The 18929-nt window shown below is 64.6% G+C and carries 16 protein-coding genes; 8 read left to right on the top strand and 8 right to left on the bottom strand.

Translation table 11 applies throughout. The features are described 5' to 3' along the window. The first annotated feature begins 89 nt into the window (after nt 1-89). Entirely contained in the window at nt 90-989 is a 900-nt protein-coding gene (mepA, locus tag SL003B_RS18795; RefSeq protein WP_013654457.1) for a penicillin-insensitive murein endopeptidase, read from the top strand. Between the two features lie 7 nt (nt 990-996). Here mepA and SL003B_RS18790 read toward each other — a convergent pair whose 3' ends face one another. After that, on the bottom strand, nt 997-1515 hold the full coding sequence (locus SL003B_RS18790) for a GNAT family N-acetyltransferase (RefSeq protein ID WP_013654456.1): 519 nt from the start codon (nt 1513-1515) through the stop codon (nt 997-999). A gap of 169 nt (nt 1516-1684) precedes the next feature. Here SL003B_RS18790 and lepA point away from each other — a divergent pair, with 169 nt between their 5' ends. From lepA to SL003B_RS18775, 3 genes are all read left to right on the top strand, one after another. Then, the gene (gene lepA, locus SL003B_RS18785) at nt 1685-3490 is read left to right on the top strand and encodes a translation elongation factor 4 (RefSeq protein ID WP_013654455.1); all 1806 of its coding nucleotides are present in this window, start codon (nt 1685-1687) and stop codon (nt 3488-3490) included. Nucleotides 3491-3937: 447 nt separating this feature from the next. Then, nucleotides 3938-4465 (top strand): PAS domain-containing protein, encoded by a 528-nt coding sequence (locus SL003B_RS18780; RefSeq protein WP_041375640.1) that lies wholly within the window; start codon nt 3938-3940, stop codon nt 4463-4465. Beyond that, the gene (locus SL003B_RS18775) at nt 4440-5771 is read left to right on the top strand and encodes a methyl-accepting chemotaxis protein (protein WP_041375639.1); all 1332 of its coding nucleotides are present in this window, start codon (nt 4440-4442) and stop codon (nt 5769-5771) included. Before SL003B_RS18780 ends, SL003B_RS18775 begins: the two co-directional genes overlap by 26 nt. A gap of 24 nt (nt 5772-5795) precedes the next feature. On the opposite strand, the gene SL003B_RS18770 is transcribed toward SL003B_RS18775, so the two are convergent. The 7 genes from SL003B_RS18770 to SL003B_RS18740 all read right to left on the bottom strand — a co-directional run bounded on the left by SL003B_RS18770 (nt 5796) and on the right by SL003B_RS18740 (nt 13567). Next, the gene (locus SL003B_RS18770) at nt 5796-7406 is read right to left on the bottom strand and encodes a B12-binding domain-containing radical SAM protein (RefSeq protein WP_041375638.1); all 1611 of its coding nucleotides are present in this window, start codon (nt 7404-7406) and stop codon (nt 5796-5798) included. A gap of 171 nt (nt 7407-7577) precedes the next feature. After that, on the bottom strand, nt 7578-7778 hold the full coding sequence (locus SL003B_RS18765) for a cold-shock protein (RefSeq protein ID WP_013654451.1): 201 nt from the start codon (nt 7776-7778) through the stop codon (nt 7578-7580). Nucleotides 7779-8352: 574 nt separating this feature from the next. After that, a complete protein-coding gene (locus tag SL003B_RS18760; protein ID WP_041376309.1) occupies nt 8353-10038 on the bottom strand; it encodes a methyl-accepting chemotaxis protein in 1686 nt (561 codons plus the stop codon). Between the two features lie 19 nt (nt 10039-10057). Then, nucleotides 10058-10666, bottom strand: a complete 609-nt coding sequence (locus tag SL003B_RS18755; protein WP_013654449.1) for a hypothetical protein — start codon at nt 10664-10666, stop codon at nt 10058-10060. 220 nt (nt 10667-10886) lie between these two features. Next, on the bottom strand, nt 10887-11771 hold the full coding sequence (locus SL003B_RS18750) for an SDR family oxidoreductase (RefSeq protein ID WP_013654448.1): 885 nt from the start codon (nt 11769-11771) through the stop codon (nt 10887-10889). 15 nt (nt 11772-11786) lie between these two features. Next, nucleotides 11787-12626: a TrmH family RNA methyltransferase gene (locus SL003B_RS18745; RefSeq protein ID WP_013654447.1), complete on the bottom strand. Its 840-nt coding sequence runs from the start codon at nt 12624-12626 to the stop codon at nt 11787-11789. Then, on the bottom strand, nt 12623-13567 hold the full coding sequence (locus tag SL003B_RS18740) for a class I SAM-dependent methyltransferase (RefSeq protein ID WP_049792687.1): 945 nt from the start codon (nt 13565-13567) through the stop codon (nt 12623-12625). Before SL003B_RS18740 ends, SL003B_RS18745 begins: the two co-directional genes overlap by 4 nt. 268 nt (nt 13568-13835) lie before the next feature. On the opposite strand from SL003B_RS18740, the gene SL003B_RS18735 reads away from it, so the two are divergent. The 4 genes from SL003B_RS18735 (at nt 13836) to SL003B_RS18720 (ending at nt 18864) form a co-directional block, all read left to right on the top strand. Continuing rightward, a complete protein-coding gene (locus tag SL003B_RS18735) occupies nt 13836-14807 on the top strand; it encodes a GAF domain-containing protein (RefSeq protein WP_013654445.1) in 972 nt (323 codons plus the stop codon). Between the two features lie 378 nt (nt 14808-15185). Continuing rightward, entirely contained in the window at nt 15186-15869 is a 684-nt protein-coding gene (locus SL003B_RS24060) for an SRPBCC family protein (RefSeq protein ID WP_013654444.1), read from the top strand. A gap of 60 nt (nt 15870-15929) precedes the next feature. Further along, on the top strand, nt 15930-16418 hold the full coding sequence (locus SL003B_RS18725) for a (2Fe-2S)-binding protein (RefSeq protein WP_013654443.1): 489 nt from the start codon (nt 15930-15932) through the stop codon (nt 16416-16418). An 82-nt stretch (nt 16419-16500) separates the two neighbouring features. Continuing rightward, nucleotides 16501-18864, top strand: coding sequence for a xanthine dehydrogenase family protein molybdopterin-binding subunit (locus SL003B_RS18720; RefSeq protein WP_013654442.1), 2364 nt, complete (start codon nt 16501-16503; stop codon nt 18862-18864). The last annotated feature ends 65 nt before the right edge of the window (nt 18865-18929 follow it).

Below are 18929 nucleotides of genomic sequence, written 5' to 3'. Positions count from 1 at the left end.
CCGTCGGTGGTCCCGCTCCGGCCGCGGCGAACCCGCTGCCGCAAGCCAAGCCGGCTCCATCGGCCGTGGGCGGACCAACCGCCGTCCCGGTGCCCGCGGCCGTCCCGCGAGCCGAGGTCAAGCCACTGACGAAACAGGCGAATCTGGTCCTGCGCGGGGATACGCCGGCCAGGGACTACTTCGGTGCCGCGGCGACGCCGGCGCCGCTTGCCGCACGCGCCATCGGCTCCTACGCCAAGGGCTGTCTCGCCGGGGCGGCCGCTCTACCGGTCGACGGACCGTCCTGGCAGGTCATGCGCCTGTCGCGCAACCGCAACTGGGGCCATCCGGAACTTATCCGCTTCCTGGAACGGCTGGCGGCCGACGCGCCGGCGCTGGGCTGGCGGGGATTGCTGGTCGGCGACCTCGCCCAGCCGCGCGGCGGGCCGATGACCTCCGGCCATTCCAGCCACCAGATCGGGCTGGACGCCGACATCTGGCTGACACCGATGCCCGATCGCCGGTTGAGTTCCCGGGAAAGGGAAGAAATCTCAGCGATTTCAATGCTGAAGGGCCCTCTGGACATCGCCGGTGCGGACCGCCGGGTCGATCGGAAGAAATGGACCGACGGCCACGCCCGGCTCATCCGAAAGGCGGCACAAGCACCTGAAGTTGCAAGGATTTTCGTCAATCCGACGATCAAGAAGGCGCTCTGCGACTTCGAGACCGGCGACCGCGCCTGGCTGCGCAAGGTTCGCCCCTGGTGGGGCCACGACTATCACTTCCACGTCCGGATATCCTGCCCCCCGGGCAGCGTCGGCTGCTCGGACCAGGACGCGCCGCCGCCCGGTGACGGCTGCGGATCGGAGCTCGCCTGGTGGCTGTCCGACGAACCGTGGGTGCCGAAAAAGCCCAAGGATCCCAATGACAAGGAGCCGGTGGTCAAGAAGCGGCCGCTGGCGCTCGCAGCCCTCCCCAAGGCCTGCGAGCAGGTGCTTCTGGCCGACTGAGCCGGCCTCACGCGCTGGGTGGCTCGGATCGGTTGTCCAACACCAGCGTCATCAGAACGAGGTCGAGCCATTGGCCGAACTTGATGCCGACCTGGGGCATCCGGCCGACGGTCTCAAAGCCGAACTGCCGGTGCAGCGCGATCGAGGTCTCGTTCTCGCCGTCGATGGCCCCGACCAGGACGTGATATCCGTCGGCGCGCGCCAGTTCGATCAGGCGCTTGAGCAGGGCCTTTCCGACGCCGCGTCCCTGCGTCGCCGGGTCGACATAGACCGAATGCTCCAGCGTCAGCCGGTAGCCGTCCTTGGCCCGGAACGGTCCGTAGGAACCGTATCCGACCACCCTGCCGGCCGCGTCCTCGGCGACAATCACCGGAAATCCCGCCGCCCGGCGTCCGTCGAACCAGGTACGCCGGTCCTCCAGCGTCTCCGTCTTGTCGGTCCAGATCGCCTTCAGCGTACGGACAGCATCGTTGTGGATGGCAAGCAGCGCCGGCAGATCGGCGGCGGTGGCGTCGCGCAAGTGCATGAAAAACATCCCGGAACGGATCGGGCCTGGAACGGCCGGCGTGAAGGTGACGGCATCAGCCTCCTCCCGTCGCGGCCGGAATGCAAGCCCGTCCGGGAGGGCCGAAATGGGCGCCGGGCGGCCCGTAATTCCCTTTGCGAGCGGGCGAGGGAATGATAAACGCTCGCCCATGACCAGCGAGCCCATTTCCAATATCCGCAACTTCTCCATCGTGGCGCATATCGACCACGGCAAGTCCACCCTCGCGGACCGGCTGATCCAGATGACCGGCACGCTGACGGATCGCGAGATGACCGAGCAGGTTCTCGATTCGATGGACATCGAGCGCGAGCGCGGCATCACGATCAAGGCGCAGACCGTGCGGCTCGTCTACAACGCCCGCGACGGCAAACAGTACATCCTGAACCTGATCGACACGCCGGGCCACGTCGACTTCGCCTACGAGGTATCCCGTTCGCTGGCCGCCTGCGAAGGCTCGCTGCTGGTCGTCGACGCCAGCCAGGGCGTCGAGGCGCAGACGCTGGCCAACGTCTATCAGGCGATCGACAACGACCACGAGATCGTCACCGTCCTCAATAAGATCGACCTGCCCGCGGCCGAACCCGATCGGGTCAAGGAGCAGATCGAGGAGGTCATCGGCATCGACGCGTCCGAAGCGGTCATGATTTCGGCCAAGACCGGCCTCGGCGTTGACGAGGTGCTGGAAGCCATCGTCAACAAGCTGCCCGCTCCGACTGGCGACCGCGACGGTCCCCTGAAGGCGATGCTGGTCGACAGCTGGTACGACCCTTACCTCGGCGTGATGGTTCTCGTGCGTATCATCGACGGCACGCTGAAGCGCGGCCAGCGCATCCGCATGATGGGCACCAATGCCGCCTACGAGGTCGACCGGGTCGGCGTGATGACGCCGAAGTTCCTGCAGGTCGACCAGCTCGGGCCCGGCGAGATCGGCGTACTGACTGCCTCCATCAAGGAAGTGGCCGACACCCGCGTCGGCGACACCATCACCGACGAGCGCAAGCCCTGCGCCGAGGCGCTGCCGGGCTTCAAGCCCGCGCAGCCGGTGGTGTTCTGCGGCCTGTTCCCGGTCGATGCCGCTGATTTCGAAGACCTACGCGCCGCCGTCGGCAAGCTGCGCCTTAACGATGCCAGCTTCTCCTTCGAGATGGAGACCTCGGCGGCGCTCGGCTTCGGTTTTCGCTGCGGCTTCCTCGGCCTCCTCCATCTGGAGATCATCCAGGAGCGGCTGTCGCGCGAGTTCGATCTCGACCTCATCGCCACGGCGCCCTCGGTGGTCTACCAGATGACCATGACCGACGGCACCGAGCGTGAACTGCACAATCCGGCCGACATGCCGGATGTGGTCAAGATCAAGGAAATCCGCGAGCCCTGGATCCGCGCCAACATCATGACGCCGGACGAGTATCTCGGTTCCATCCTCAAGCTCTGCCAGGAGCGGCGCGGTGTACAGGTTGATCTTGCCTATGTCGGTTCGCGCGCCATGGTCACCTATGACCTGCCGCTGAACGAGGTCGTGTTCGATTTCTACGACCGGCTGAAGTCGATCTCCAAGGGTTACGCTTCCTTCGACTACACCCTCTCCGACTATCGCGAGGGAGATCTGGTCAAGATGTCGATCCTGGTCAACGAGGAGCCGGTCGACGCGCTGTCCGTGCTGGTGCACCGCTCCCAGGCCGAGCGCCGCGGTCGCGCCATGTGCGAGAAGCTTAAAGAACTGATCCCCCGGCACATGTTCAAGATTCCAATCCAGGCGGCCATCGGCGCCCGCGTGATTGCCCGCGAAACCCTCGCCGCCCTGCGCAAGGACGTGACCGCCAAGTGCTACGGCGGCGACGCCACCCGCAAGCGCAAGCTGCTGGAGAAGCAGAAGGAAGGCAAGAAGCGCATGCGCCAGTTCGGCAAGGTCGAGATCCCGCAGGAAGCCTTCATCAAGGCCCTCAAAATGGACGAGTGAGTCGGGCTGCCTCGAAAATATTGGAAGCGGTTTTACTGTCGCCAGCAGTAGAGGGGCGTGATGTGGAGAGGTTGGATCTCTGCGCTGTAGAGTGAAGGTCAATTGCGTCAGGATATCCTGGGAATTTTCCTTCCGGAAATTCTATACTCAGTACGTTAAATAACGAATCCATGCCGCATGTGTCGTTTCTCATGAAGGGCACCAAGTGAACAGTTTTGGTTAGGTGAACCGCAGGGTTTAAATGCCGGAATGACGACCGAAGCTATTCCGGGTGTTTGCCGGCACAGCTTCGATCGGTTCATAAGCGGTTAAGTTTCTTCGTTCTACGATCCACCGAACGACTCGGCTTGGACTGAAGGCGTCGAAAGACGTTGATGGCCGAAACGGGAGGGGAATGGCAGTTGCGGACGGAGGCGCATCCGGACTGCGGACGAGGTTTCTGAGAGCATGTCAAAGTATAAAGTGCAGCCGACGGGAGTCGAGCGGTTCTTTGACGAGAACGATCTCATCGTTTCGAAAACGGACCTGAAGGGCAGGATCACCTATACCAATCACGTCTTCAGGGCGATCGCCGGCTATACGGGAGCTGAGCTGGACGGAGCGCCGCACAGCCTTATCCGTCACCCGGACATGCCGCGCTGCGTATTCAAGTTGCTGTGGGACACGATTGCCGTTGGCGGTGAGGTCTTCGCCTACGTGAAGAACATGACAAAGAACGGGGACCATTACTGGGTGTTCGCCCATGTGACTCCGTCCTACGACGCCAACGGAACCATGGTCGGTTATCATTCCAACCGGCGCGTTCCGAACCGACGCATCGTCGATGAGGTGATCGTGCCGATCTACCGCCAGCTTCTGGACGCCGAGAACAAGACGGCCGACCGCAAGGCCGGGATGATGGCCGGCCATGCCCTGCTGACCGGCGTGCTCAAGGACAAGGGTGTGAGCTATGACGAATTCATCCACACTCTCTAAGGCCCTGCTCGGGGTCGGGCTGGGCATGGCGGGCTCCATGGTTGCCACCGTCCTGGCTCTCGCCGGACAGGGGCCAACGGCTGCGGGCCTTGCCGCTGCCGCCGTGATCTTCCTGGCCTATGCGGCCATGATGCTCCTGCGCACCAAGCGGACAATAGCCCATGCCGTCGACGTGTGCTCCAAGGTTGGCTGGGGCGACTTCGAGGTCCGCGCCAACGACCTGATGGCGCAGGGCGATCTCGGCAAGCTGCTGATCGCGCTGAACCATCTCATCGACAGAACGGACGCGTTCATGCGCGAGGCGGCGGCGTCCATGTCCGCCATTCACGAGAACCGCTACTACCGCCGCATCCAGCCGGGCGGGCTCGCCGGCGCCTTCCTGCGCGGTGCGCAGATCATGAATACCGCCACCGAGACCATCCAGGGGCGCGTCGGCGCCTTTCATCATTCAACCGCGTCGTTCGAGGCCGCCGTCAGCGAGATCGCGCACAACCTGGAGGACTATGCGGGGCGGATGACCGGAACGGCCCACGAGATGGAGAACGTCGCCTCGCACAACAGCGAGCGGATGGCTACGGTGGCCGCAGCGGCCGGCGATGCCAGCGACAACGTCCGCTCCGCCTCGGAGGCAACCGACCGCTTGTCGAATTCCGCCCTGGAGATCGGCGGCCAGATCAACCGGTCCGCGACCATTGCGCGCCAGGCGGTCGAGCAGGTGCGCCAGGGCCAGTCGAAGGCCCACGGCCTGAGCGCTTCCACGGAGGCGATCAGCCAGATCATAGCCCTGATTTCCGACATCGCGGACCAGACCAATCTTCTCGCGCTCAATGCCACAATCGAGGCGGCCCGCGCAGGCGAGATGGGACGCGGCTTTGCCGTGGTGGCGAACGAGGTCAAGACGCTGGCCGGGCAGACCGCCAAGGCGACGCAGGAGATCACCGCATCTCTGGCGGAGGTGGAATCCTCCAGCCGGGAGGCGGTCATAGCCTTCGATACGGTATCGGAAACCATTGCGGAGATAGAACGGATCACCTCCGTGATTGCCGAGGCGTCCGAGGAGCAGAGCCGCGCGACCTCGGAGATTGCCGCCAACGTCGAACGAACCGCCCATCGTACCGGCGAGGTCTCGGAGAATGTCCAGCGCGTGACCGAGGGCGTCCGCCTGACGCGCGATTCGGCCCAGACGGTGCTTCAGTCCGCACATCAGGTCACCGAGACGGCCACCCAACTGACGGACACGGTCGCCAGGTTCATTGCCTCGCTCAGGCGCGGGCCGCTGGAAGACAGGAGCAGCGAGGCGGCCTGACCCCTCAGGCAGCCGGTTTCCCGCCTATTCGGCGGCGATCAGCTCGGGCGGGGTCCAGCGCCCGCGCTCGATGTCTTCGATCTGCGCGTCGATCTGCTTGACCACGAAGCGCGAGAACGGCCCCAGGTGGACGTAAAGCGCCAGCATCATCATGACCGGTTTGATCGCCCGGAAATTGCGGAATGCGGTAAAGGCGAGGGTGCGCCAGAACGGCCCGCGATACTCCGGATGCCTGAATGTCATCGACCACATCAGCCTGGCGAATTGCTGCAGGTCATGCCAAAGGCCTGCGCCGAGAATGGCGCCGTTGGCTCCCTTCAGGTCGAGCATACTGGCCACCTTGCGCACGCGGCCGAAATAGGCCTCGGGCGCGTAGATGCGCTCGACGATGGACCTGTAGTCGGAAAGGATCCTTGCCCGTTCCCGGCGCGTCTCAAAATTGAGGCCGGAGGTGCACTGGTCCCCCATCTGGTCCTGCGAGGCGTCCGAGACGTCGAAGTCGGCATGCAGCCGGCCTTCCCTGGCGAGACGGCGGGTCAGCTGGGTGTTCGGCAGCGCATAGAGCAGCCCAACCATCGAGACCGGGATCGCGGCCTCCTCGATGAGCGCGCTGATCTCGTCGGCGACCTTGTCGCTTTCCTCGTCGAAGCCGACGATGAACCCGGCGAGCACCCAGATCCCGGCGTCGTAGATCCTGTGTACGCTCTTGGCGATGTCCCTGCGAGTGTTCTGCTTCTTGCGCGTGGCGACGAGCACGTCCGGGTCCGGGCTCTCGATGCCGATGAAGACGGAGAAGAAGCCCGCATCCTGCATCTGGGCAAGCAATTCGTCGTCGTCCGCGAGGTTCAGCGAAGCCTCGGTCGACATCTCGAACGGTCGGTTGCGTTCCTTCTGCCAGCGCGCCAGGTCGGGCAGAAAAGCCTTCACGGCCTTTTTGTTGCCGATCAGGTTGTCGTCGACGAAATCGACGTGGCCGCGATAGCCCAGTTCGTGGAGCCGGCTCAACTCGGCCAGCATCTGGTCATTGGTCTTGGTGCGCGGTTTGCGGCCATAGAGCTCGATGATGTCGCAGAATTCGCAGGTGAACGGGCAGCCGCGCGAGAACTGGACGCCGATCTGAACATAGTGCTTGAAGTTCAGCAGGTCGAACCGCGGCACCGGGCTGGTCGTGACGTCGGCCTTGAACTTTTCCGCCGTGAAGGTCCCCGACCGCTCGCCGTTCCGCCACGCCTCGACGAAGCGGTCGAGAATGCCCTCGGCCTCCCCCAGCACGCGGAAATCCGCCTCTGCGTAGATGTCCGGACTGGAGGTGGCGTCCGGTCCCCCGACCACCACGGGGATGCTCTTCTCCCGGCACAGGCGGATCAGCGCCAACGCATCGCCCTGCTGAGGCAGCATTCCGCCTGTCAGCACCAGATCGGCCCAATCAAGATCAGCGTCCTGGAGGTCGTCCGTGTTACGGTCGATGAGACGGATATCCCAGTCCTGCGGCAGCATCGCGGCGACGGTGATAAGACCGAGCGGCGGCGCCGGATATCTGGCGCCGATCAGTTCGCAGGTGTCACGATAATTCCAAAACGATCCGGCGTTGAACCGCGGATAGATCAGCAGCGCCCTGCATGTTGGTCCGGTCATCGAATTCCCTTCGCTCGCATGCATGCTCGTTCACGGTCGCAACCTTATGGGCGACCCATCCGTCCATAGTCTAGTTGAATGCTGCAATGAGGAAAGGGGAAGAGAGAAATAAAGAAAAAGGGCGGAAGCTCCGCCCTCATCCGCAGGTCATGGACACTGCCTGCCTGTTCGCTACAGGACTTTTACGTCCTCGGCGAGACTCCGTCCGGCGCGCCAGGCCATGTCGAAGGCAACAAGCTGGCCTTCCTTCAGGGACTCGATCCCCGACCGGCGCAGGCTGTCCAGTTCGACGATGACGTCATCGCCCTCATGCGGTTCGATGGCGCCGATTCCCCGGCGCGAGTCGAACCATTTTACGTTTCCATGGTTCATGGAGGTTTCTTTCTTCTTGCTTATCGCAAACGTCTTGTATCGCCAGCCCGATAGCTGGCTTGTTCAACGTCCTGATGACAGTTGTTAATGAAATGCCCCTGCGCTGGTCATTGTGTGCCGCTTCAGGGACGAAAAGCAGCATCGCACGGCTCATATTAACGTAGCTTTAAATATGAGGGCCACTCGACCTTTTGGCTGTAGAGGCCGAAAGGTGGCGTCCGGCAACCCCGTTGTTCACGATATGGGGAGCCAGTCCGATATTGCAAGGGGGAGGGACAGGGCCGATCTCGTGCCAGCAACGGGCTGCCGCTTTCGCGAGACCGGTCCCGTCAGGCTCTTCCGCCCCGTTTCCGGAGGTCCCTATGCCGGCCCAGTTGAAAGGTCGGAGAGGACATGACCATGTCCGGGGGAGTGTCCGACACGAGACCTGTGAGGGTCCCCCACGGCAGGAAGACGCTGAAACACTACCTGCCCGTCGTGCCGCAGCCGAAACACCGCGTCCGGTCGCGATGAATGAAGAAGCGCCCGCGAACTCCGTTTCGCGGGCGCCGCTGTGCGGGGAGCCGGGCCTGGATCAGGCGGCGCGAACCTTCTGCAGGAACTCGTTCATCGCCTGGCGCATGCGCGTCGAGCGCTCGTGCAGTTCGTGGATGGCGCTGCGCATTTCCTGGCTCAGAGAGCCGGTCTGGTTCGCAGAATCGCTCACGGTACCGATCGCGCTGGTGACGTTCTGGGTGCCGCTGGCGGCCTCCGCGACGTTGCGGGCGATCTCGTTGGTGGCCGCGTTCTGCTCTTCCGTGGCTGCGGCCATGGCCGCAGTCCGCTCGGAGATCTTCCGGACCATCTCGGCGACGGACGCCGTGGCATGGATGGACTCCGACGCGGCAAGCTTCATCTCCGAAATCTGCAGGTCGATCTCCTCGGTCGCCTTGGCGGTCTGCTCGGCCAGGGCCTTCACTTCCGAGGCCACCACCGCGAAGCCGCGGCCCGCCTCGCCGGCGCGCGCCGCCTCAATTGTGGCGTTCAGCGCCAGAAGGTTGGTCTGCTCCGCGATGTCGGTGATCAGGCTGGTGACGTCGCCGATCTTGGCGACCACGCCCTGCAGCTTGGCGACCGCCTGGTTGGACCGGTCCACCTCGTGTTCCGCATCGGCGGCGACCTTGGAGGCGGAGTGCACCTGCTCGTTTATTTCCGCGATCGAGGCGGACAGTTCCTCGGTGGCGCTGGCGACGGTGTTGACGTTGTTGGTCGTGTGTTCCGAGGCAGACGAGACCGCGACCGCCTGTTCGGTCGTGCCCGTGGCGATCTGGGCCAGGGTCGATGCCGTGCCGTTGAGCGAATCGAGGCCCGTGATCATCTGCTCGGTGATCGACAGCACCGTTTCCTCGAAGTTGTTGGCAACCGTGTCCATCTCCACCCGCCGCTGTTCGGCGGTGAGCTGGCGCTGGCGCTCGGTTTCAGCCTCCAGCTCGCGGGTGCGGATCAGGTTGCTGCGGAACACGCCGAGTGCGCTGCCCATCCGGCCGATTTCGTCCGTGCGGGTGCCGAAATCGACTTCCTCGTCGATCTTGCCGTCTGCAAGGGCGCGCACGACCACGGCGAGGCGGGCCAGGGGTTTGGAGATCAGGCGGTAGTTGAGGAAGCCGAACAGTGCGGCGAAGGCGGTGATCAGCACCGCGCTGCCGAGCGCGATGGTTTGCGCCTGCGCGAGTTGCGACTGTTCGAGCGCGATCAGTTTCGCGGACATGTCCGCGAGATCGCGATGCAGCGCCGCATTGGCGGCGACAATGCCGTCCATGAGCGTACTGCCCTCGCTGGTCAGTTCCATCGCGCGGGCCAGGTCGACGGTTTCGGGAACCCGCATCAGGGTGATCTGCTTGCTGGCGTAGGTTTCCAGCCAGGCGGTCCAGCTGGCCCGGATTGCTCCGGCCTTGGCCGCCTGGTCGGGCGCGTCCTTGGCGATCTTCGCGCTCAAGTCGGTCATCTTGGCGTCGATATCGGCCGTCAGGGCCTCGACGCGATCCACCCAGTCCCGGTTGCCGGTCAGCAGGAAGTTCTTGACGGCCAGAGCCTGTTCCAGAATCGTCGACTCTAAGGTCTCCGTGTCGCCGGCGATCGAAGTGATCGCCTCGACTTCGTATACGGCGGCCGCCGTTGCGACCGTCTTCTGATAGGTGCTGAAACCGGCGACCGCCCCGATCAGGGCGAGGCCGAGGAAGGCGAAGGCGCCTTTTTTTGTAACGGAAAGATTGGCAAACATCGTCATTGGTTCCCGGTTCTCAGCTGGCCGGCGCATTGCGGCGCTGCAGTTCGGTCAGGTTCACTTCGACCGTGGCTGCGCCGATCGCTTTCGAACCCGTTGCATCGGCGAGCGAAAGGTTCAACTGGACGGCCCAGATCTTGTGCTCGTCGTCCCATTCCGGTTCGTCGATGAAGACGGCCTGCGGCCCGACGGGGAAGGTCTTCTGGAACTTGGCTTCGTCGCCCTGCCAGTAGTCGCCGGTGATGGCGCTCTGACCGACATTGAGGCCGTTGGCGTCCATCACGAAGATTTCCGTGTAGAGGCCGAGGTTCTGGGCCTGGATGCGCAGCAGATAGGTCGACAGCGGCGCGGACAAGGTGGCCGAAATGAGCGGCTTGTCCTCGGACTTGCGCTCGTCGACCCACTGCTTGTCCAGAGCGTCGATCATTGCCTGATCGACCTTGCCGCGCAACTCGTTCTGAGCCGTTACGGACAGCGGGACGATCGGGTTGGCGAGCCATTCCCGTGTCTGGGCGATGAACTCGGCGGTGATAAGGGCCTTGACGTCGGGAGCGGCCGGTTGCGCCGCGACGGACGGAGCGACCAGCAGCAGACCGGCGAGGATGGGGATGCCTGGAAATTTCATAGTTGGCCTCGAGCGTTCTGTATTCGTCCAGAGTCCTCCTGCGGCCTTAATTAAAAGTGAACTTAAAATATCCAGGTGCGAATAGGTTAGTAAAATATGGATGCAGTCTCAGAAAATATAGATCGCAAGTTGATGGGTTTTGTGGCGTTGCAACAAATCTGACTAAGGGTAAATACGAAACATCCGCAATTTTACCGAAATATACCTAGAGATGCATTCACTAAGAGTGATTACCTTGGGTGGTTGAGTCGATCTCGGCTTTCAGGTGTTCAAGGGCGATGCGGTAGGTCGAGAATCGGAAGTTGAAGCCGAGTTCGGCCTTGATCCGCTGGTTCGAGACCCGTTTGTTCTCCCCGTAGAAGGAGCGCGCCATGGGCGACAGGTCGGCGCTTTGGAACGGGATTTCCGGCGGCGGTTCGACGCCGAGCAGATCCGCTGCATAGGCGACCACGTCCTGCGGTGGCGACGGTTCGTCGTCCGTCACGTTGTAGATCCGTGTCCGGGGCCTCGCGAGCGACGCCTCCAGTGCGCCGGCGATGTCCTCGACATGGATCCGGTTGAACACCTGACCGGGCTTCACCAGTCGCCGCGCCGTGCCGCTCATCAGATTGACCAGTGCATTGCGTCCGGGGCCGTAGATGCCCGACAGTCGGAAGATGGCCACCGGAACGCCGTGCTCATCGGCAAAGCGCAGCCACGCCTGTTCGGCGGCGACCCGCTGCACCGAGCGCTTCGAAACGGGCCTGCAGGGCGTGTCTTCGTCGACCCATTCTCCGTGGTGGTCGCCATAGACGCCGACGGTGGACAGGTAGCCGATCCAGTGCGGACGCCCCGCTGCAATGTCCGCGCCATGGTGGATGAGAGCAGGATCGCCGGCCTCATCGGGCGCGATCGAAAGCAGCACATGGCTTGCCTGCGCCAGGGCATCGCGGATGCCCCCGCCGGGCTCGGTACCGTCGAACAGGAACGGTTCCACGCCGACATCCTTCAGCCGCGCCGCCTTTTCCGGAGACCTGGTAGTCCCGCCGATCCAATCGAAGCGGTCGCGAACGCGGTCGATGAAGGCCCTGGACGAATAACCGATGCCGAAGATGAACAGACGCATGCCCGAGGGATCCGATCAGAGTGACAGATGCTTGCGGCGGATTTCGTAGAGCGCGATGCCGGTCGCGACGGCGAGATTGAGGCTGTCCGCCTGTCCGACCTGCGGAATGCGGACGAGATGGGAACAGCAGGCGGCCATGTCGGCGGGCAGCCCCTGCTGCTCGTTGCCCATGAGCAGAAGTGCTGGTTCCGAGTAGTCGAGGCTCCGGTAGTCGACCGATCCCTCCAGATGCGTGCCGACCACCATGCCCGGCCATTTTGCGGCCAGGGCCTTGAAGGCGTCCGTCGACAGCCGGGCCAGCGGCACGTGAAACAGCGACCCCATCGTGGCGCGAACGGCCTCGACCGCGAAGGGATCGGTGCAGTCGCCGACCAGCATGACGCCGGAGGCGCCGACCGCATCGGCGGTGCGGATGATCGTGCCGAGATTGCCCGGGTCACGCACCCGGTCGAGGGCGATCCAGACGGTTGCGCGCGCAGGATCGATGGCGTCCACCGGCGTCAGTTGTTGTTCGTAGACGCCGACCACCATCTGCGGGTTGTCGCGCCGCGTGATGGCGGCGAGCACTCCGGTGTTGACTTCCAGGATGAGGGCGCCGCGCGCCTTGGCGCTCGCGGCCGCCCGCTGTGCGACCGGGTTGTCGCGTGCCTCCGGACCGAGCGCCAGATAACGGACCGACCATCCGGCCGCCAGAGCATCGGTGGCGAGTTTCAGGCCTTCCGCGACGAACAGTCCCGACTGGCTGCGGTGCTTGCGCAGGGTCACCAGCCCCTTGATCTCCTTGACGATCGGATTGGAATGGCTGGTAATCTGCTTGACCGCCCCGACGCGCGGCCGGCCTGATTGATCCGTCATTGGCCGCTCCAGCGCGAGAACAGGGAGGTCGACAGGCAGCGCGTGCCGTTTTCTTCCCGGATCACCAGTTCCCCTGATTCCAGCAGTCCGCCCTGCTGCGCCAGCGTCTCGGCCATCAGCTCGTGGATCGACAGGAACGAGGCCCGGATCGCATAGGCGGTCAGGATCATGAACAGGGCGTCGGGCGACAGCAGCTGGCGCAGCATGGCGAGCATCTCAGGCAAATCGGTGAACAGGTCCCAGACCTCTCCCTTCGGTCCGCGGCCGTATTTCGGCGGGTCAAGGATGATGCCGTCATAGGTGTTGCCGCGCCGGACCTCTCGGGCGACGAACTTGGATGCGTCCTCGCAGATCCAGCGCACCGGAAGCTCATCCAGCCCCGACAGGGCCTGATTTTCGCGCGCGTAGGCGATCGCCTTCTTGGAGGCGTCGACATGGGTGACCTGCGCGCCGGCAACGGCCGGCAGCAGGGAGGCGAGGCCCGTGTAGCCGAACAGGTTGAGCACTCTGACGGGCCGCTCGCGGCGGGCCTTTGCGGCGATCCGGATCTTGTCGCCGACCCAGTCCCAATGCGGCGCCTGCTCGGGAAAAACCCCGACATGGCGGAACGACATGAAGCGACCGAGATAGCGCACCGGGCCGTAGGTCATCTCCCAGGTTTCGGGCACCGATCCGGAAAAGCGCCAGCGTCCGGGCCCTTCCTCTTCGACATCGCCGGTGAAGACCGCATCCGCGCGATCCCAGGCCGCTGGCGTCAGACGCGGGCTTCCCATCGCCTGCGGTTCGGGGCGAATGATCGTGAAGCGGCCGTAGCGTTCCAGTTTCCGCCCGCGTCCCATGTCGAGCAGCGCGTAGTCCTTCCAGCCGCAGGTTTCGAGAATGAGCGGCCAGCGTGCGGCCGGGGCGCGGCCGGGCGGGGTGAGGTCCGGCGCGATAGGCATCTCGGCCAAGGTTCGTTCTCGCTTCGAATGCTGAGTCTCCATTTCCAAGCCATTAGGCAAGGTTATGCCGGCGGTCAATGGAAGGCCGCGACCGGCTTGCGGTTGGGCGGTTGCGGCGCAGCGGAGACAGCGACGGGACCGCCACGCGCCAGCCGGGCTCGGTCGGCAATTGGTCCCGGGATCTGCGAAACTCTTTGACAAGGCGCCCGCGTTTTGGTCGGCTTGAACAATAAGGTATGAGTAGGCATTCATGTATTGGGAGGAATAGATGATGCTGACGGCTCATACGACCGGTTTGCGCCACGCCGACAGGGTCGCCGCGACGGTCCAGGAAAGCGCCAGCGCTGCTCGCTCCGTCGTCGCCGCGTCCTGGCGTCGGTCGATGATGTACCACGGCCTTGACCCGAGCATCCGCCGCACGCCGCTGCGCGTCGAGGCGCCGGAACTGCACCGGGCGCGCGAGCGCAATGGCCGGCTGCTGGAGATCGCCGAGCCGACGCTCGAGCGGTTGTTCGCCACCGCCGCCAGCGCCGGCTGCTGCGTCGTTCTCACCGATGTCGAAGGGCTCATCCTCACGTCCAATAGCGCGCCCGGCGACGAGGGGGATTTCGACGCCTGGGGCCTGAGTGCCGGCGCCATCTGGAGCGAGGCGAGCGAAGGCACCAACGGCATCGGCACCTGCGTTGCCGAGAAGCGTCCGGTGATCATCCATCAGGACCAGCATTTCCGGACCCAGAACACCGCCATGAGCTGCATGGGCGCGCCCGTCTTCGACCACGCTGGGCGGATGGTCGCGGTCCTCGACGTATCGAGCTGTCGGCGTGATCTGACCCTGTCTTTCGCGCAGGTGCTCGGTCTCGTCGTGACCGAGAGCGCCCGGGCCGTCGAGAGCGATCTGTTCCGGACCGCTTACACGGGTTCGAAGATCGTCGTCGCGGAAGGACACGGTGCCGGAGGTGTCTCGCTATTGGCGGTGGACGGCGACGACCTTGTCGTCGGCGCCACGCGACAGGCGCGCAAGACCCTCGGCCTGTCCGAGGAGGCACTCAGCCTGTCGCCGTCGCTTCACGAGGTGCTCGGGGCGCCCGCTGCGGTGCGCAATCCGCACGGCACGGAGCGCTCGGCGATTCGCCGCGCGCTCGCCCGCGCGCGCGGTAATGTCTCGGCCGCGGCCCGTGATCTCGGCGTCGGCCGGGCGACCATGTACCGCAAGATGGCCCGATACGGGATCGAAGCCTGACCTGCCACGCGGTCCTGCTGGCCCCGCGGGTGTCTCACGCGTGAGACAGTTTCGCCCGACGGTTTTGCGCCGCCCCTTCTGATCGTCATCCGGATTTGGCACGCTCGGGATCGGGCTTTCCCGGACGCGGAGGCGTCTCGTGAGGCCTGAGGGAGGAAAAGGTGTCGGCACGAGGCCGAGACGTCGGTGCGTGGGGCTCTGAGAGCCTGCTGCGGGCAGGTCGCGTCCTCGGCATCGAGCGTCCGCTTCGGTGACAATTCTTTTTCTTCCTGAACCTTGTCAGGCGTCGGGCACTCCGACAATCTACGTACCGGGAGATCGGGCGATCGCCGGTCCGTCCGCGCCATACACAAGAGGAATAAAGAGGTCGAGACAGCCATGGATATGACAGGGGAATACCGGATTCTGGCGCCAAGAAATGACGTCTGGAATGCCCTCAACGATCCTGAAGTGTTGAAGGCGTGCATCCCCGGCTGCGAAGAGTTGGAGATGACGTCTCCGACCGAGATGAATGCCACGGTGACGTCGAAGATCGGTCCGGTGAAGGCGAAGTTCAAGGGCGCGGTGACGCTCGAGAACATGAACCCGCCGGAGAGCTACACCATTGTCGGCGAGGGCAAGGGCGGCGTCGCCGGCTTCGCGAAGGGGTCGGCGGACGTGCATCTGGCCGAGGACGGCACCGGCACGATCCTCACCTACACGGCCAAGGCCCAGGTCGGCGGCAAGCTGGCCCAACTCGGCAGCCGGCTGATCGATTCCACCGCCCGCAAGATGGCAGACGACTTCTTCGGCAAGTTCTCCGAAATGGTCGGAGGAGCGGCAGTCGCGGCCGACGTGGATGTGGCCGTGGTCGAAGAGGCCAAGACGATCGCCATGCAGCAGGCGGGCGAAGCGGCACTGCATGCCGTGGAAGAGGTCGAGCATCGGATAGAGGAAGTCGTCCACGAAACCGAGGAGAAGGTCGAACAGGCGGCGGCACGCGGCGCATTCGGCGGACCGATGGTCTGGGGCCTGGTCGTCCTGGCGGCGATCATCGCCGTGCTGGCGGTTCTCAGTTCTTGACGCAACGCACCATCCGGGCGACGCGGCCCAGAGGGATGGATCCATGAGGGAGGTAACACGATGGCGAAAGTAACCATGACGGTGAACGGCAGGAAGGTCTCGGCCACGGTCGAAGACCGCACCTTGCTCGTTCATTTCCTGCGCGAGGCGCAGAACCTGACCGGCACCCACGTCGGCTGCGACACTTCGCAGTGCGGTGCCTGCGTGGTTCACGTCAACGGCAAAGCGGTCAAATCCTGCACCATGCTGGCCGCCCAGGCCGACGGCGCGTCGGTGACGACGATCGAGGGCCTTGCCAATGGCAACGAACTGCACCCGGTGCAGGCAGCGTTCCGCGAGCATCACGGTCTGCAATGCGGCTTCTGCACGCCGGGCATGATCATGGCCGCGGTCGACATGATTGAGCGCTACGGCGCCCGGCTCGACGAAAAGACAATCCGGCACGAGCTGGAAGGCAACATCTGCCGCTGCACCGGCTATCACAACATCGTCAAGGCGATCAAGGCGGCCGCCGACCAGATGGCGGCGATGAAGACCGCGGCGGAATAAGCCCGGCGCATCGCCACATAACGCCACATAACGCCACTGCAAGACCGTTCAGGGATTGGAAGCTGTCCGAGGGAGACACGCCATGGGAGTTCAAGGCATTGGGGCGAGGGCCCTGCGCAAGGAAGACAAGCGCTTCATCACCGGCAAGGGCCGCTATACCGACGACATGACGCTGCCGCGCATGACCTATGCGGCCTTCGTGCGCTCGCCGCACGCCCACGCGAAGGTGAAGGGCATCGACGCCAGCGCCGCGCTCGACATGCCCGGCGTCGAGGCCGTTCTGACCGGCGAGCAACTGGTCGGTGACGGTGTCGGCAACCTCATCTGCGGCTGGATGATCCATTCCAAGGACGGCACGCCGATGAAGATGGGCGCCTGGCGGGCGCTCGAGCCGGAAACCGTCCGCTTCGCCGGCCAGGCCGTTGCCGTGGTCATCGCCGAGACGCAGGCTCAGGCGCGGGACGCCGCCGATGCCGTTGTGGTGGACTATGAGGAACTGCCGGCCGTCGTCGATCCGATCGCGGCCATGGCCGACGGCGCGCCGCAGCTGCATCCGGAGGCGCCGGGCAACCTGATCTACGACTGGGAGATCGGCGACGAGGCCGCCGCCAATGCCGCCTTCGCCTCCGCCGCCCATGTCACCCGGCTGGTCGTGTCCAACAACCGCCTCGTGCCGAACCCGATGGAGCCGCGCGCCGCCCTGGCGGATTACGACACGGCCGAGGAGCATTTCACGCTCTATACCACCTCGCAGAATCCGCATGTGGCGCGCCTCGTGCTCTCTGCCTTCTACAACATCGCGCCAGAACACAAGCTGCGCGTGATCGCGCCCGACGTCGGCGGCGGCTTCGGCTCCAAGATCTACATCTATCCGGAGGAAATGGTCTGCCTGTGGGCGTCCAAGCGGGTCGGCCGGCCGGTGAAGTGGGTCTGCGACCGCACCGAAGCGTTCCTGACCGATGCACACGGCCGCGACCATCGCACCGAGGCCGAACTGGCCCTCGACGCCAACCACAAGGTCACCGGCTTCCGGGTCAGGACCGTGGCGAATCTCGGCGCCTACATGTCGCTGTTCTCGTCCTCGGTGCCGACCTACCTCTATGCGACTCTGCTGTCGGGCCAGTACGACATCCCGGCGATCCACTGCAACGTCAAGACGGTCTACACCAACACCACGCCGGTCGACGCCTATCGCGGCGCCGGGCGTCCGGAAGCGACCTATCTCGTCGAGCGGATCATGGAGACGGCCGCGCGCGAGGTCGGGCTCTCCCCCGCCGAGTTCCGGCGCCGCAACTTCATCCGCACCTTCCCGCACCAGACGCCGGTCATCATGTGCTACGATGCCGGCGATTATGACGCCACCCTCGACGCGGCGCTGAAGGCCATCGACTACGACGGCTTCCCTGCGCGCAAGGCGGAAGCCGCGAGCCGGGGCAAGCTGCGCGGCATCGGGCTGTCCTGCTACATCGAGGCCTGCGGCATCGCGCCTTCGGCCGCGGTCGGCTCGCTCGGCGCCGGCGTCGGCCTGTGGGAATCGGCGGAGGTCCGCGTCAATCCCGTCGGCACCATCGAGGTGCTGACCGGCGCGCACAGCCACGGTCAGGGACACGAGACGACCTTCGCCCAGCTGATCTCCGAACGCTTCGGCGTCGACACCGAGGCGGTCTCCATCGTCCACGGCGATACCGACAAGGTGCAGTTCGGCATGGGCACCTACGGCTCGCGTTCCGGTGCAGTCGGCATGTCCGCGGTCGTCAAGGCGCTCGACAAGGTCGAGGCTAAGGCGAAGAAGATCGCCGCCCACCTGATGGAAGCCGCCGAGGGCGACATCGTGTTCGAGGGCGGCGAGCTGAAGGTTGCCGGCACCGACAAGTCGATGCCGTTCTTCCAGGTCGCGCTTGCCGCCTACACGGCCCACAACCTGCCGGCAGGCATGGAGCCGGGTCTTAAGGAGGGTGCCTTCTACGACCCGACCAACTTCACCTTCCCTGCCGGCACTTATGTCTGCGAGGTGGAGATCGATCCCGACACCGGCAAGACGGAGATCGTCAACTTCGTGGCTGCCGACGATTTCGGCAAGATCATCAACCCGATGATCGTCGAGGGGCAGGTCCATGGCGGCCTCACTCAGGGCATCGGTCAGGCGCTGTTGGAGAACGCGTCCTACAGCGACAGCGGCCAGCTTCTGACCGGATCGTTCATGGACTACGCCATGCCGCGCGCCGACGACGTGCCGTCCTACACGCTGATGACCACCGAGACCATCTGCCCCGGCAATCCGCTCGGCATGAAGGGCTGCGGCGAGGCCGGCGCGATCGGCTCGCCGCCGGCGGTCATGAACGCGATCACGGACGCCATCGGCACCAACGACCTGTCGATGCCGGCGACGCCGGAAAAGGTCTGGCTGGCGATCCAGGCATCCAGGATGCCGGTCGCAGCCGAGTGAACGGACAAGCAAGGCCGGGCGCCGCGTCCCAAGGACGACGGTGCGCCCGGCTCCCCCGCTGCGAC

This window comes from Polymorphum gilvum SL003B-26A1, assembly GCF_000192745.1.
Taxonomy (GTDB): Bacteria; Pseudomonadota; Alphaproteobacteria; order Rhizobiales; family Stappiaceae; genus Polymorphum; species Polymorphum gilvum.
This window is presented reverse-complemented; position numbering and strand designations above follow the sequence as displayed.